We start from the raw sequence: 12,628 nt of genomic DNA, 5'->3' as shown, positions 1-12,628 counted from the left end.
GAGCAACACGCTCACCGTCGCTTGTTGCAGAAACGAAAGGCTGGACTATTCTCAACATACCCACCTGGCATTCGCGGGTTGCCTGAAAAACAACAAGATTTCTGATTTGGGGTAGTGAGGATGAAAAAGATCCTGCTCGCGTTTGCGTTCTGTTTTGCCTCCCTGAGCGCCTTCTCATCGTATGCCGCTGAGCCCCGCCAGGCGCCTTCTGAGCAGGAGCGCGCCCGGACGGTCTATATCTTTCATCAGCCGATCGTCATGCTTCAGGCGAAATTTGGCCTGACCACGCCGGAGGAGCGCGTTTTACGCATCCGCAACACCCTGCGCAATTTTACCGAGGCGGACGTGCGTGAGCCGCTCACTATCGTCCCCGTGACCCGCTATAACCAGCAGGGGCGGCTGATCGTGATGAACGGTAAGCCCGTGATGCTGCTGACGGAAGGGGATTTGGACGAAGGGGACGATCTCACCCTCGATCAGGCCGCGCAGCGCGTGCTGGCGCGCATGGAAGCGCAGAGAATGGCGCTGCGCGATCAATACGATACCGGCTGGCTGGCGCTGTCGACGGTAAAAGCTGCCGCTGGCCTGCTGGCGCTTTTGCTGCTCTGCTATGGCACCTGGCGATCCTGGCGCTGGTTTCGACGCGTCTACCGTCTGCGTATTGTGGAGAATCGCAGCCGGGTGCCGCAAAGCTGGCGGCGGTACATTGGCGCCATTGAGATTCGGCTTTACGCCTTGCTGATGTTCCTGCTGGGTTTAATCGGCTTTTACGTCTGGCTGAGCTGGGCATTCAGTCTGTTTCCGTGGACGCGGGTGTGGGGCACGTCGCTGGGAGACTGGTCGCTTCGCGTGGTGCAGCAAATTGCCCTGGCGATTGTCTCGGCTTTGCCGGGGCTAACGATTGTTCTGATCATTTTCCTCATTACCGCTTTTATTCTGAAGCTTCTGAGGATGGTGCTGAATCAGGTGGAGGCTGGTCGTCTGCAACTTCCCGGCGTACATCCGGAAACCGTGGGGGCTACCCGTAAGCTCATTTCCGTCGCCGTCTGGCTATTTGCTCTCTCCGCTGCCTGGCCGTTTCTCCCCGGCGCAAACTCACTGGCGTTTAAAGGTATTAGCGTCTTCTTCGGCCTGATGTTAACGCTGGGTTCGGCAGGGGTGATGAACCATGCCATGAGCGGTCTGGTCCTGATTTACTCCCGCGCACTGCGTAAAGGCGATGTCATTCGGGTGGCGGATAACGAAGGTAAGGTCAGTGAAATAGGCATGCTGGCGACCAAAATTATTACCCGGGAAAATTATGTCGTTACCGTGCCCAATGCGGTGGTGGTGAGCGGTAAGATCACCAACCTTAGCGCGCTACAGCCCGATGGCAGACTCAATCTGACGGTCAGCGTCACTATCGGTTATGACACCCCATGGCGTCAGGTGCATGCCATGCTGGAGCTGGCCGCGAAACGGGCAAAAGGGATTGATCTTTCCGAGCCGCCGCTGGTGCGCCAGTTAGGGTTAATGGACTGGTATATCGCCTACGAGTTGCAGGTTCGTCTGCTGCCCGACCAGTCCCTCGCGGTTGCCCGCAATGAACTGCATAGCCAGATACAGGATGTGTTTAACGAATTTAACGTGCAGATCATGTCTCCGAATTTTGTTATGCAGCCAGAGGGCAGCGTAATGGTTGCCAAAGAGAACTGGTATACCGCGCCCGCCAAACCCCCTCAGGGCGAAACCTGAGGCCCCGGTTTTGCCAAGGTAAGCCAAAAGATCACAGTTTCTGATCGACAATCGCCGATTTTATACGGGTCATCGCCAGAATGTTTTTTGAACGCATATTCAATTTCTCGAGGATCCTCACGCGGTAGGTGCTGGTCGTTTTTTGTGACAGTTGCAGCTTTTTCGCGATTTCATGATTTTCCATATGGAAAAGCTTTAGCACGTCATATTCGCGTCGGGTAAAGGAGTGTGTCCTGAGCGCCCGATAAAAACGCATCAGCTGCTGAAAAGGATGAGCAGTAAAATGCATCGACGAATAGATAATATTATCAATTCTCACCGCGCTGTTGGCTTCTATCTCATGCATCAGGACAATGTAATCACGCTTGACTTTTTTGACCTGCTGAATGGTTTTATTGCGTAACTTATCCTGTTCAATCGCAATGATAAAATCCAGCTCAGGATCGACCTCATAAAGATGGTGAATATCCTCCTCATCGCGAATCAAATGGGTAGATGTCAGTGAGCTTGAGACACCGTGGCAAAGATAATAGTTATCGCTGATAAAAATAAAATTCATAATTAATGGGCAGGGTATTAGATAAAATTCATTAAAAATCTAAGCGGCTTAATCTGTAGTATTTTCTGCCAGACAGCGGCGAGGTCGACGACCCCGGCCATCGACAGCAGAACCAGAATAATCAGCAGCGTAGATAGCGTTATCGCAAACATAAAACGCGTAATTTTTTTCTGCATTTTTTGCTGATGCGTTACCCGCTGGTCCTCTTTTTCATACTCGACCATGGTGGTAATAGCCTGGCCCTGCACGTAGTACACCTTACCCTCTTCGCTGAGATCGCCCGTGATCACGAGCGACTCAAGTAAGAGCGCGATTTTTCTGCTAAACGACTCATTTTTGATATGTTTATACCAAAGTGTGCCGTAAAGCATGGCGATCACTTCCCGCTGGGTGAAACCAGACGAAACGCGCGAAGGGCGCTGGTTGACGTAGTCGGTCACCAGCAGCCTGAGCAAGTTGTAACGGTCCCGGCTGATGGTTTCTGAATCAGATTTCAGGCCAGAAATACAGCGCCCTTTCAGACGAGCAAGGGCCGTTTTTAAGGTGATGATTTTCGTATAATGGTCAAAGGCAAACGGGATAATGCCTTTGTAAGCCTGAAACCCATTGCGCTTATAGTGAATGATTTCAGCCTGCATTTCGCTGATATCTTCCACGCTCATACTGACATCTTCGCTTTTATGCATCGGGCAGAGCACAACGTTGCTGCTTTCGTGCTTCTTCAGAATATAACGCGTATTGTCGGCATCTTTTAAGTACACCAGAAAATAGTCATGCGGGTTGTTTTTTTGCGCACCGTTCTGGATCAGCCACGGCAGAAATTTACGCCAGAGAATAAGTCTGTAGTTATCGGTATCGAATAATTTCATGGAAAATCTCTTATCGCAGTGACCTGCGTGAATAGGGTCTTACAAGGGCATATTGAGGTGGCAATGTTGCACGGATAAGCTGCGGTGTATGAAAAAGAGTCTAGATCACAAACTTTCATTCTAATAAGTTTATGTGATGTAAAAATAAATGTTTACATTTTAGCCAGCCGATGACGAAGAAGTGATCGGAGCGGAAGGGAATGACGCAAGAAGCTCAACGTAATGCAATTTCCTGCTTTACATCATGCTCAGAGATGTTTATAGTGCGCCTCACTTTGGAAGCGTGGCCGAGCGGTTGAAGGCACCGGTCTTGAAAACCGGCGACCCGAAAGGGTTCTAGAGTTCGAATCTCTACGCTTCCGCCAAATTCGAAAACCCTGCGATAGCAATATCGCAGGGTTTTTTCGTTATTCCAGCCCCAGCGTATACTGTGCGATTTTGAAGTAGATAATGAGCCCGGTACCGTCGATCAGCGTGGCGATAAACGGCGCGGAAACGACCGCCGGGTCGATTTTGCAACGTTTCAATACCATCGGGATCACCGATGAGACAATGGCGCTCCACAGCGTAATGCAGACCAGCGTCAGGCTGACGATAAGCGTGATTTCCATCCCAATGCCCATCATCCAGGCACGAACGCAGCCCGCCAGGCCCAGCGTGGCGGCAATCATTAACGAGGTGCTCATCTCTTTGCGCAGCACGCGACCCACGTCGCGAAGGTGGACTTCACCCAGCGCCATGGCGCGCACCAGCGTCGAGGTAATCTGCGTCCCGCTGTTTCCGCCGGTGCCAATCAGCAGCGGAATAAAGAACGCCAGCGCAATGGCGGATTCCAGCGCCTCTTCAAAATGCTGGATCACCGAGCTGGTATACGCTTCCGCGACAAACAGCAGCAGCAGCCAGACGGAGCGTTTCTTCCACAGGCTAAAGGCGCTGGTTTCCAGATAGGGCTTCTCCAGCGGCAGCGTTGCCCCCTGAAGCTGGGCATCTTCAGTAACGTCATCTTCCAGCAGATGGGCGATTTCACGCTCGGTAAGGCAGCCCACCAGCTTGCCGTGGGTCACCACCGGTACGACATCCGCACCTGCGTGCGCCAGCAACCCGGCGACATCCGCCCGCTCATCTTCCGGTTTAAGCTGGATAAAATCCGATATCATCAGCCCCTTAACGGGCTGTACGGTATCCGTGGCCTGCAATAATTTACGTACGGCAATCAAACCCGCGAGGCGACCGTTGTCTTCGATAAAAATATGTGACGGAATATCATCATCTTTTAATTTTTCAAAGAACTGCTCGCGTGCCAGAGCCACGCATAATGAAATATCAATAACGATAAAATCGGTATTCATATATTGCGCGATGGCGCTGTCGTTAAAAGCCAGATTTTGGTTGTGAATAGCGTAAGACATTGTAACTTCCCTTTGAATAATAAAATCTCTCAGGGGCGAGCAAGACAGGGCATGTCGGAAAGGAGATCCCCACGTCCTGGGTTCAGCACTGTACACCGTATCCCGTAAGGGAAGTTATACTGGCAAAGCCTTGATTCGACAGTGCCTGTTTTACCCTGTGCCGGTTCTCTCGAACCCACCAGAGCGATAACGTGTATTTGTACAGGAGCCTCGCCATAACGAGATCGTTGTAAAACGTGAGGGATAATACGCTTATTTAAAATGGCCGCTGAGGAATTTAAATAATGTTTAAGTATGGTTTAAATGAATATTATTGAATGAATGTTGACGTTTTATTTAACTATTTTCACTTCTAATGGGGAATTCTGATGTTACCGGGGAGAGTAAAATGGCATGGCTGGACACGCTGCTGGATCATTTTGCGCATTATCCAACGCATCTCTTCGCGTTGCTCGTTGTTATGGCACTGAGTAAATCAACGGTACTGATCTCTTCCGTGCTCCCGCCCGCATCGGTCATGCTGCTGGCGGGGATTGCCGTCAGCCAGTCGAGTATGCATCCGGCGCTGACGTGGCTGGCGGTGGTGATGGGCGCTACGGCAGGATCGGTACTGAATTACCATATCGGCCAGCTGATGGGGCATACCCGGCGAGTGTCACGCTTCACGGCAAAACATGCCGGGAAGTTTTTGCGGGTACAGCACCAGCTGCATAAAAATGGCCTGCTGGTGTTGTTCACCTCGCGTTTCCTGGCGGTACTGCGCTATATCGTGCCGCTGGCGGCGGGCATGCTCAGGCTGAGCGCGATAAAGGTTTACGCCATCAGCCTGCTTTCAGCCTGCGCATGGGCGGCGCTGTATGTCGGCATCGTCACCGGCATCAGCCTCTGAATCAGCGAGTCACGTATTCATCAGTTTGAGAAATGCTTCCCGAAAAACCTGTCACGAATCTGTCACACTCAATGCGACATTAAAAAAACGTGTGAGGAATTAGGGATGAGAAAAGCACTACTCGCAGTTGCCGTGGCAGGTACCCTTGCCGTGACCTTTGGCGCACAGGCGCAGGACACACCGGACGGCTATCAGCTGGAACAGGTACTCATCATGAGCCGCCACAACCTGCGTGCACCGCTCGCCAATAACGGCAGCGTGCTGGAGCAGTCCACGCCGAAGCAGTGGCCGGAGTGGGACGTCCCGGGTGGACAGCTCACCACCAAAGGGGGCGTACTGGAAGTGTATATGGGTCACTATATACGCGAGTGGCTGGCAGAGCAGGGGATGGTGAAGACGGGTGAATGCCCGCAAGCGGATACCGTCTATGCCTACGCCAACAGCCTCCAGCGCACCGTGGCGACCGCGCAGTTCTTTATCACCGGCGCGTTCCCGGGGTGCGATGTGCCTGTGCATCATCAGGAAAAAATGGGCACCATGGACCCCACCTTCAATCCGGTCATTACCGATAATTCCCCTGAGTTTCGTGAGAAAGCGCTGAAAGCGATGGAGACAGAACGGCAGAAAATGCAGCTGGATGAAAGCTACAAACTGCTGGAGCAGCTGACAAACTATAGCGACTCGCCGTCCTGCAAGGAGAAAAAAGTCTGTTCCCTGACGGAGGCGAAAGATACGTTCAGCGCCGATTATGAAAAAGAGCCGGGCGTCTCCGGGCCGCTGAAAGTGGGTAACTCGCTGGTGGATGCGTTCACCCTACAGTATTACGAAGGATTCCCGGCAGACCAGGTGGCATGGGGGGAAATCAAAACCGATCAGCAGTGGCGCGTGCTGTCGAAGCTGAAAAACGGCTACCAGGACTCGCTGTTTACCTCGACGGACGTGGCGCAGAACGTGGCTAAACCGTTGGTGAAGTACATTGATAAAGCGCTGGTGACCGAACAGGCCAAAGCGCCAAAAATTACCCTGCTGGTGGGGCACGACTCCAACATTGCCTCGCTGCTGACCGCGCTGGATTTCAGGCCGTATCAGCTGCACGACCAGCAGGAACGAACCCCGATTGGCGGTAAAATTGTCTTCCAGCGCTGGCATGACAAAAACACTAACCAGGAGCTGATGAAAATTGAGTATGTCTACCAGAGTTCTGAGCAGTTGCGTAATGCCAGCGTGCTGTCGCTGCAATCTCCTGCGCAGCGCGTGACGCTGGAGCTGAAGGGCTGTCCGGTAGATGGCAACGGCTTCTGTCCGATCGATAAATTCAATGCGGTGATGAACAACGCGGCGAAATAGAAGAAAACCCCCCGCGCGGGCGGGGGAACATTCAGACGTTTTTACGTTCGATGGTTTGCTCGCCCCAGAACAGCGAGTCTTTGTCGGTTTTTTCGAAAGCGCGAACCAGCACTTCATCGTTGCCTTCTTCCCAAATCTGCTCAGCCAGCTTTTCGTCATACCTGGCGACTTCAAAGATGGCTTCTGCAATCTCCGGAGAGGTATTGCGTAAACTTGCCCATTCGCCCACGTGGTGAGCTTTGGATTCTTGAGTTGGCATACTTGTCCTCCTGTTGGGTTAGCCGTTCAGTTTTTTGGCAAGACCCGCGACGTATTCGCCCTGATAGCGGGCGATCGAAAGTTCTTCATTGCTTGGCTGACGTGAACCATCCCCACCGGCAATGGTTGTCGCGCCATACGGTGTCCCGCCACGAACCTGGGAAACATCAAACAGTTCCTGCGCGCCGTAGCCAATCGGCACAATCACCATCCCATGATGTGCAAGGGTAGTCCAGGTTGAGGTGATCGTCTGCTCCTGGCCGCCACCTGTGCCGGTAGAGCTGAACACGCTGGCCAGCTTGCCGTATAACGCGCCGGAGGCCCAGAGCCCGCCCGTCTGGTCGAGGAAGGTGCGCATCTGGCCGGACATATTGCCGAAGCGGGTCGGGGTGCCGAAGATAATGGCATCATAGTCCGCGAGCTCCTGCGGGGTGGCGACCTGGGCGTTTTGTGTTTTTCCCCCGGCTTTGGCGAAGGCTTCCGCCTGCATGGTTTCCGGTACGCGTTTAACCACAACCTCAACGCCGTCTACTCTGTTTGCGCCTTCTGCAACTGCGTGAGCCATGGTTTCAATGTGTCCATACATGGAATAATAGAGCACCAGAACTTTTGCCATTTTGCATCACTCCTCGTTGGTTTTTCTTACAGCGGATCGCTGCGTTACTTTAAAGATATGACATCACGGCCAGACTGCAAAAATGAACGGCATTTATTTGATATATAACAATATCTTTTCGTTATGTGCTTTGTAGCAAAATGAAACAACTTTAGCAGCGCTGATTTTTCAAAATATAAGAATGGCTTATGGATGACCTCCTCAATATTTCATACGAAAGGCTGAGATCATGTTGCAGAATATTACCTCTCGCTTGCCGGATAGCCGCATTACACTAAGCTTAGATTCACGCGGCACAGATAAAGGCACTGTCCTTGAGCCGCGAGGTGAAAGAATCCTCTTTTACTGAATGCAATATGATGTCTAATGTTTCACACTCTGGAGGTTAGAGATGGCAAACCATCGTGGTGGTTCAGGTAATTTCGCTGAAGACCGTGAAAGAGCATCAGAAGCAGGTCGTAAAGGTGGCCAGTCTAGCGGGGGCAATTTTAAAAACGACCCTCAGCGCGCATCAGAGGCTGGCAAAAAAGGGGGTAAAAATAGCCACGGCAGCAACAAGTAGTACGCCGGGTTAACTCTCTGCCGCCGGGTTTCCCGGCGGTTTTTTTATGTCTGCTACATTGAACTGTAATCAAAGGCATCGCACACTACAGGATTGATTCTTCGTGCTGGTGTCCCATGTCCGTTTCCCGTTTTACTTTCTCCATTAAGCCTCAGGAAGCCATCCTGATTTTGATCACCATGTTCTGGGGCGGAACCTTTCTTGCCGTTCAGTACGCGGTCACGATGAGCGATCCGTTTTTCTTTGTAGGGCTGCGTTTTGCAACCGCGGCGGTTGCCGTGGCGCTTATTTCGCTGAAAACCCTGCGCGGGTTGACCCTGAGAGAGCTTAAAGCGGGTGTCGCTATTGGCGTGGCGATTGCCATGGGCTATAGCCTGCAAACGTGGGGGCTCCAGTCTATCTCCAGCAGTAAATCCGCCTTCATCACCGCCATGTACGTACCGCTGGTGCCGCTGTTGCAGTGGCTGTGCCTGGGCAGAATACCGGGCCTGATGTCGTGCATTGGTATCATGCTGGCGTTCATCGGCCTCATTTTATTAGCTGGGCCGGAAAATAATCTGCTGGCGCTGGGGCCGGGAGAGATCATCACGCTGGTGGGGGCCGTTGCCATTGCGGCAGAAATTATTTTGATTAGCGCCTGGGCAGGAAAAGTGGACGTCAAGCGGGTGACGGTCGTGCAGCTTGCCACCGCGTCGCTGGTGGCGTTCGCGACGATGGTGCCGGCAGGGGAGTCCGTCCCGCCGATGTCTACCGGGCTTATCGTCGTGGCGCTGGGGCTGGGCGTTTTTAGCGCCATTATTCAGGTCACCATGAACTGGGCGCAGCGCAGCGTATCTCCGACACGGGCGACGGTCATCTATACCGGTGAACCGGTGTGGGCGGGTATTTTCGGGCGACTCGCCGGGGAGCGTCTGCCGTTGCTGGCGCTGGTGGGCGCGGCATTTATTGTCGCCGGGGTGCTGGTGAGCGAGTTAAAGTTAAAAAAACGACGTAAGTCGATTGCCGGGTTGGGCTCTGAACAAGGGGCAGATAGCTAACAACGCGCACGCTGCCCGTTTTGCCCGGCGGCGCTTCGCTTGCACGGGCCTACAATTGGCATGTAGGCCGGGTAAGCGTAGCGTCACCCGGCTATTTCAGGTTCAGGGGGTGATGGGTTCCGCTTGCGCTTCATCCCCTTTGCGGCGGCTAAGCAGGGCGTTGAGCAGGATCGCGCCGAAGGTCGCCGTGCCAATCCCGCCCACCGTAAACCCGCCCAGCGTCAGGGCGAAGTCGCCTGCGCCCAGCACCAGCGTGACCGCCACCATGATCAGGTTACCGTTCTGGCTCAGATCAACATGATTCTGCACCCAGATGCGTGCCCCGGCGACGGCAATCAGACCAAATACAACAATCGAGGCGCCGCCAATCACGGGTGCCGGGATGGTGTGGATCAATGCGCCGAATTTTGGGGAAAAGCCGAGCAGTATCGCCATCACCGCCGCCGCCACGAAGACCAGCGTCGAGTAGACTTTGGTCACTGCCATCACGCCGATGTTTTCCGCGTAGGTCGTCACGCCGCTGCCGCCGACCGAGCCGGAGAGCATGGTCGCCAGACCGTCTCCCACAAACGCCCGCCCCATATACGGGTCCATATTGCGCCCGGTCATTCCCGCTACGGCTTTCAGGTGGCCCAGGTTTTCAGCCACCAGAATCACCGCGACAGGCGCGATGAGCATCATCGCCTGAGCGTTAAAGGTGGGCGAGGTCATGTGCGGCATGCCGAACCAGGCGGCCTGGTGAATCAGTGTGAAATCAACTGGCTTGCCGAGACCAAACACGTTCGCCAGCAGCGCGTAGATCAGACAGGCCGCAATCAGCCCGACCAGAATCAGCAGCCGCTGGATCATCCCGCGCGTAAAGACCGCCACCACGCCGATGCACAGCACTGTAATCACCGCCATCCAGCTTTCAAACGGCGAGCCGGATACGCTCTTCACCGCAATCGGCGCGAGGTTCAGGCCTATCGCCATCACCACCGCCCCGGTGACGACGGGGGGCATCATCCGCTCGATCCAGCGCGTGCCGACTTTCATCACCACCAGACCGGTCAGGGTGTAGACCAGCCCACAGGCGATAATGCCGCCGAGGGCCACGCTCAGGTTGGGGTTAATGCCCTGACCGTTAAACCCGGTCGCTGCAATAACGACTCCCACAAAGGCGGCGCTGGAGCCCAGATAGCTGGGCACGCGCCCGCCGGTGACAAAAAAGAACAGTAGGGTACCCATACCCGACATCAAAATGGCGAGGTTAGGATCCAGCCCCATCAGCATGGGCATCAGCACCGTCGCACCAAACATCGCGACCGCATGCTGCACGCCCATCACCATTGTCTGCCCGAGCGGGAGCTTTTCATCCGGCGCGACCACGCCTGCTTCTGTGGAGGTCGATTTCAACTGCCAGTGGGGAAGTCCGAACATGTTCTGTCTCCTGAATGCGGATTAACAGGCGGGTCGCATAAGTGCGTGATAGCCGCGGTCGAACCACACCAGCCCTTGCGGTGCCGGGTGGCGAACGATGGATACGATGTCGCAAAACAGAATGTCGTGGGTGCCGACGCTAACCACCTGGCTGATGCGGCAGTCGAAAGAGGCCAGGGCATTTTCCAGACGTGGACAGCCCGTGTCGCCTGTCTGCCAGCGGGCAGCGGCAAAGCGGTCCGCCATCGGCGTTTTGCCGCCAAACAGGTTGGATAATGGCTCCTGTCCGGCACTAAGCGTGTTAACGCACAAGGTGCGGTTCTCGCTGAAAATCGGCCAGACGGACGCGCCACGGTTGAGGCAAACCAGCAGAGTGGGCGGGGAATCGGTCACGCTGCATACCGCGCTGGCGGTAAAGCCCGCCATTCCCGCAGGGCCGTCGGTGGTGATGATATTGACCGCCGCACCGACGCAGGCCATGGCATCACGGAAGGTTTGTTGATCGGGTGTCGTCATGATGGCTCCTTACGCCAGCCCGCAGGCGTCTTCGAAGGTCAGACGCGGTAAGCGCCCATAGACTTTGCTCATATCGCCATAGCCGATGTTAATCAGCAGATTGCTTTTAAGCAGCGTGCCCGTGAAAAAGGCCGCGTCCACTTTTTCCCGGTCAAAGCCGGACATCGGCCCGGTGTCGAGCCCGAGCGCGCGGCAGGCGAAAATCAGGTACGCGGCCTGCATCGAGCTGTTGCGAAAGGCGGTCTCTTCCGCCAGTGCGGGGCTGGAGGTAAACCAGCTTCTGGCATCGCCGTGCGGGAACAGTACAGGCAGGCGCTCATAAAACTCGCTGTCCCAGGCGACAATTGCCGTGACCGGGGCGGTGAGCGTTTTCTCAAGGTTGCCGCTGGAGAGCGCCGGGCGCAGCTTCTCTTTTCCTTCCGGGCTTCGCACAAAGACAATGCGCGCCGGGGAACAGTTGGCGGACGTCGGCCCCCATTTCATCAGGTCATAAATCTCGCGCAGCGTCTCGTCACTGACCGGTATATCCAGCCAGCCGTTATGGGTACGTGCGCCGGTAAACAGCGTTTCCAGCGCGGCGGGCGTGATGGCTTCGCTCATTCAGGCTCCTTACAAAGCGGGTTCAGGGCTGTGCAGCAGGCTGGCAAGCCCGTTCAGCAGCAGCGTGTTAAAGATGTCCGGCGCGGTCACGTTGCAGGCATGCCCGCCCTGGCGCATGACCGTTTTGCGGGCATGCGGGAGGGCGGCGTGCAGTTCCGCGGAGCAGACGGCCGGCACCAGCAGATCGTCGGTGGAACAGATAATCTGCACGGGGCAGCGAACGCGTGCAGCGTGGCGGCTGAAATCGGCCTGTTTCAGCGCATGCAGCCTGCGCAGCAGATTGGCTTTGCCCTGGAAATGGGCCAGCGCCAGCGCTTCCTCGGCCTCCAGCCGCGGAGCGCGGGCAGCCATCCAGTCTGCCGGGTAAAGAAACAGCGGCTGTGCCTCTACCCACGCCTGAGCCCCGCCCGCATGCAGCAGACGTTCGCGAACGTCAAAACAGCGTCGGGTATGGGCATTGAGGGTCAGCCAGCCGTTGACACAAACCAGCGCGGTGAGGGCGTCAGGCTTATCGATAGCCAGCCGCAGGCCGACCAGCGCCCCCAGCGCGTGGCCGACCACGCAGTAACGGGCGATCCCGGCCCCGGCTAACGCCAGCGCGAGCTCGTCGGCCATGTGTGCGAGGGTGTAGTCTTCCGGCAGGGTATCCGGGTTATTCCCCGTGCCCCGCTGGTCGTAGCACACCACCTGATACTCCTGCCCCAGCACGGCGAGCTGAGGCAGCCAGTAGCTCCCGCTGCCTCCGAGCCCGGCAATCAGCACCACCACGGGCGCGCCCGCAAAGGGGGGCGGGGAAATGGACAGTTTCATGGC

General features: G+C 55.4%; 14 protein-coding genes, 1 tRNA gene and 1 riboswitch. Of the genes, 6 read left to right on the top strand and 9 right to left on the bottom strand.

Features of this window, described 5'->3' with window-relative positions:
* Positions 1-120 precede the first annotated feature (120 nt).
* Positions 121-1,734, top strand: coding sequence for a mechanosensitive ion channel family protein (locus tag ACOTX2_RS05945; protein ID WP_063147648.1), 1,614 nt, complete (start codon positions 121-123; stop codon positions 1,732-1,734).
* Positions 1,735-1,765: 31 nt separating this feature from the next.
* Here ACOTX2_RS05945 and ACOTX2_RS05940 read toward each other — a convergent pair whose 3' ends face one another.
* Both ACOTX2_RS05940 and ACOTX2_RS05935 read right to left on the bottom strand, forming a co-directional pair.
* A complete protein-coding gene (locus ACOTX2_RS05940; protein WP_023305829.1) occupies positions 1,766-2,293 on the bottom strand; it encodes a helix-turn-helix domain-containing protein in 528 nt (175 codons plus the stop codon).
* Between the two features lie 17 nt (positions 2,294-2,310).
* Positions 2,311-3,162, bottom strand: coding sequence for a hypothetical protein (locus ACOTX2_RS05935; protein WP_023299756.1), 852 nt, complete (start codon positions 3,160-3,162; stop codon positions 2,311-2,313).
* 277 nt (positions 3,163-3,439) lie between these two features.
* On the opposite strand from ACOTX2_RS05935, the gene ACOTX2_RS05930 reads away from it, so the two are divergent.
* Positions 3,440-3,527 (top strand) — tRNA-Ser (locus ACOTX2_RS05930).
* Positions 3,528-3,569: 42 nt separating this feature from the next.
* Here ACOTX2_RS05930 and ACOTX2_RS05925 read toward each other — a convergent pair.
* On the bottom strand, positions 3,570-4,571 hold the full coding sequence (locus ACOTX2_RS05925; protein WP_003858115.1) for a magnesium transporter: 1,002 nt from the start codon (positions 4,569-4,571) through the stop codon (positions 3,570-3,572).
* 60 nt (positions 4,572-4,631) lie between these two features.
* Positions 4,632-4,801, bottom strand: a riboswitch (M-box (ykoK) riboswitch).
* A 158-nt stretch (positions 4,802-4,959) separates the two neighbouring features.
* Between ACOTX2_RS05925 and ACOTX2_RS05920 the strand changes: the two genes are divergently transcribed.
* The gene (locus ACOTX2_RS05920; protein WP_045308873.1) at positions 4,960-5,460 is read left to right on the top strand and encodes a DedA family protein; all 501 of its coding nucleotides are present in this window, start codon (positions 4,960-4,962) and stop codon (positions 5,458-5,460) included.
* A 105-nt stretch (positions 5,461-5,565) separates the two neighbouring features.
* On the top strand, positions 5,566-6,807 hold the full coding sequence (gene agp / locus ACOTX2_RS05915) for a bifunctional glucose-1-phosphatase/inositol phosphatase (RefSeq protein WP_045622221.1): 1,242 nt from the start codon (positions 5,566-5,568) through the stop codon (positions 6,805-6,807).
* Between the two features lie 31 nt (positions 6,808-6,838).
* Here agp and ACOTX2_RS05910 read toward each other — a convergent pair whose 3' ends face one another.
* Both ACOTX2_RS05910 and wrbA read right to left on the bottom strand, forming a co-directional pair.
* A complete protein-coding gene (locus ACOTX2_RS05910) occupies positions 6,839-7,066 on the bottom strand; it encodes a YccJ family protein (RefSeq protein ID WP_022647674.1) in 228 nt (75 codons plus the stop codon).
* Between the two features lie 18 nt (positions 7,067-7,084).
* Positions 7,085-7,681 (bottom strand): NAD(P)H:quinone oxidoreductase, encoded by a 597-nt coding sequence (gene wrbA, locus ACOTX2_RS05905; RefSeq protein ID WP_022647675.1) that lies wholly within the window; start codon positions 7,679-7,681, stop codon positions 7,085-7,087.
* Positions 7,682-8,072: 391 nt separating this feature from the next.
* Between wrbA and ACOTX2_RS05900 the strand changes: the two genes are divergently transcribed.
* Both ACOTX2_RS05900 and ACOTX2_RS05895 read left to right on the top strand, forming a co-directional pair.
* Positions 8,073-8,243, top strand: a complete 171-nt coding sequence (locus tag ACOTX2_RS05900; RefSeq protein WP_001273664.1) for a general stress protein — start codon at positions 8,073-8,075, stop codon at positions 8,241-8,243.
* Positions 8,244-8,359: 116 nt separating this feature from the next.
* Positions 8,360-9,280 (top strand): DMT family transporter, encoded by a 921-nt coding sequence (locus tag ACOTX2_RS05895; RefSeq protein WP_063147647.1) that lies wholly within the window; start codon positions 8,360-8,362, stop codon positions 9,278-9,280.
* Positions 9,281-9,382: 102 nt separating this feature from the next.
* On the opposite strand, the gene rutG is transcribed toward ACOTX2_RS05895, so the two are convergent.
* From rutG to rutD, 4 genes are read right to left on the bottom strand one after another with little or no spacing between them, the layout of a single operon-like run.
* Positions 9,383-10,699 carry a pyrimidine utilization transport protein G gene (gene rutG / locus ACOTX2_RS05890; protein WP_063147646.1) on the bottom strand — a complete coding sequence of 439 codons (1,317 nt, stop codon included), beginning with the start codon at positions 10,697-10,699 and terminating at the stop codon, positions 9,383-9,385.
* Positions 10,700-10,720: 21 nt separating this feature from the next.
* The gene (rutF, locus tag ACOTX2_RS05885; RefSeq protein WP_058676850.1) at positions 10,721-11,215 is read right to left on the bottom strand and encodes an NADH-dependent FMN reductase RutF; all 495 of its coding nucleotides are present in this window, start codon (positions 11,213-11,215) and stop codon (positions 10,721-10,723) included.
* Positions 11,216-11,224: 9 nt separating this feature from the next.
* Positions 11,225-11,815 carry a malonic semialdehyde reductase gene (locus tag ACOTX2_RS05880; RefSeq protein ID WP_022647679.1) on the bottom strand — a complete coding sequence of 197 codons (591 nt, stop codon included), beginning with the start codon at positions 11,813-11,815 and terminating at the stop codon, positions 11,225-11,227.
* A gap of 9 nt (positions 11,816-11,824) precedes the next feature.
* Entirely contained in the window at positions 11,825-12,625 is an 801-nt protein-coding gene (gene rutD / locus ACOTX2_RS05875) for a pyrimidine utilization protein D (RefSeq protein ID WP_063147645.1), read from the bottom strand.
* Positions 12,626-12,628: the final 3 nt, after the last annotated feature.

The organism is Enterobacter cloacae complex sp. IR5412 (genome assembly GCF_049237385.1).
GTDB lineage: Bacteria > Pseudomonadota > Gammaproteobacteria > Enterobacterales > Enterobacteriaceae > Enterobacter > Enterobacter intestinihominis.
This window is presented reverse-complemented; position numbering and strand designations above follow the sequence as displayed.

Bases quoted from the DNA above. Each gene is read 5' to 3' on its own strand.
- ACOTX2_RS05945 (WP_063147648.1), top strand. From the start codon at position 121: ATGAAAAAGATCCTGCTCGCGTTTGCGTTCTGTTTTGCCTCCCTGAGC.
- ACOTX2_RS05940 (WP_023305829.1), bottom strand. From the start codon at position 2,293: ATGAATTTTATTTTTATCAGCGATAACTATTATCTTTGCCACGGTGTC.
- ACOTX2_RS05935 (WP_023299756.1), bottom strand. From the start codon at position 3,162: ATGAAATTATTCGATACCGATAACTACAGACTTATTCTCTGGCGTAAA.
- ACOTX2_RS05925 (WP_003858115.1), bottom strand. From the start codon at position 4,571: ATGTCTTACGCTATTCACAACCAAAATCTGGCTTTTAACGACAGCGCC.
- ACOTX2_RS05920 (WP_045308873.1), top strand. From the start codon at position 4,960: ATGGCATGGCTGGACACGCTGCTGGATCATTTTGCGCATTATCCAACG.
- agp (WP_045622221.1), top strand. From the start codon at position 5,566: ATGAGAAAAGCACTACTCGCAGTTGCCGTGGCAGGTACCCTTGCCGTG.
- ACOTX2_RS05910 (WP_022647674.1), bottom strand. From the start codon at position 7,066: ATGCCAACTCAAGAATCCAAAGCTCACCACGTGGGCGAATGGGCAAGT.
- wrbA (WP_022647675.1), bottom strand. From the start codon at position 7,681: ATGGCAAAAGTTCTGGTGCTCTATTATTCCATGTATGGACACATTGAA.
- ACOTX2_RS05900 (WP_001273664.1), top strand. From the start codon at position 8,073: ATGGCAAACCATCGTGGTGGTTCAGGTAATTTCGCTGAAGACCGTGAA.
- ACOTX2_RS05895 (WP_063147647.1), top strand. From the start codon at position 8,360: ATGTCCGTTTCCCGTTTTACTTTCTCCATTAAGCCTCAGGAAGCCATC.
- rutG (WP_063147646.1), bottom strand. From the start codon at position 10,699: ATGTTCGGACTTCCCCACTGGCAGTTGAAATCGACCTCCACAGAAGCA.
- rutF (WP_058676850.1), bottom strand. From the start codon at position 11,215: ATGACGACACCCGATCAACAAACCTTCCGTGATGCCATGGCCTGCGTC.
- ACOTX2_RS05880 (WP_022647679.1), bottom strand. From the start codon at position 11,815: ATGAGCGAAGCCATCACGCCCGCCGCGCTGGAAACGCTGTTTACCGGC.
- rutD (WP_063147645.1), bottom strand. From the start codon at position 12,625: ATGAAACTGTCCATTTCCCCGCCCCCCTTTGCGGGCGCGCCCGTGGTG.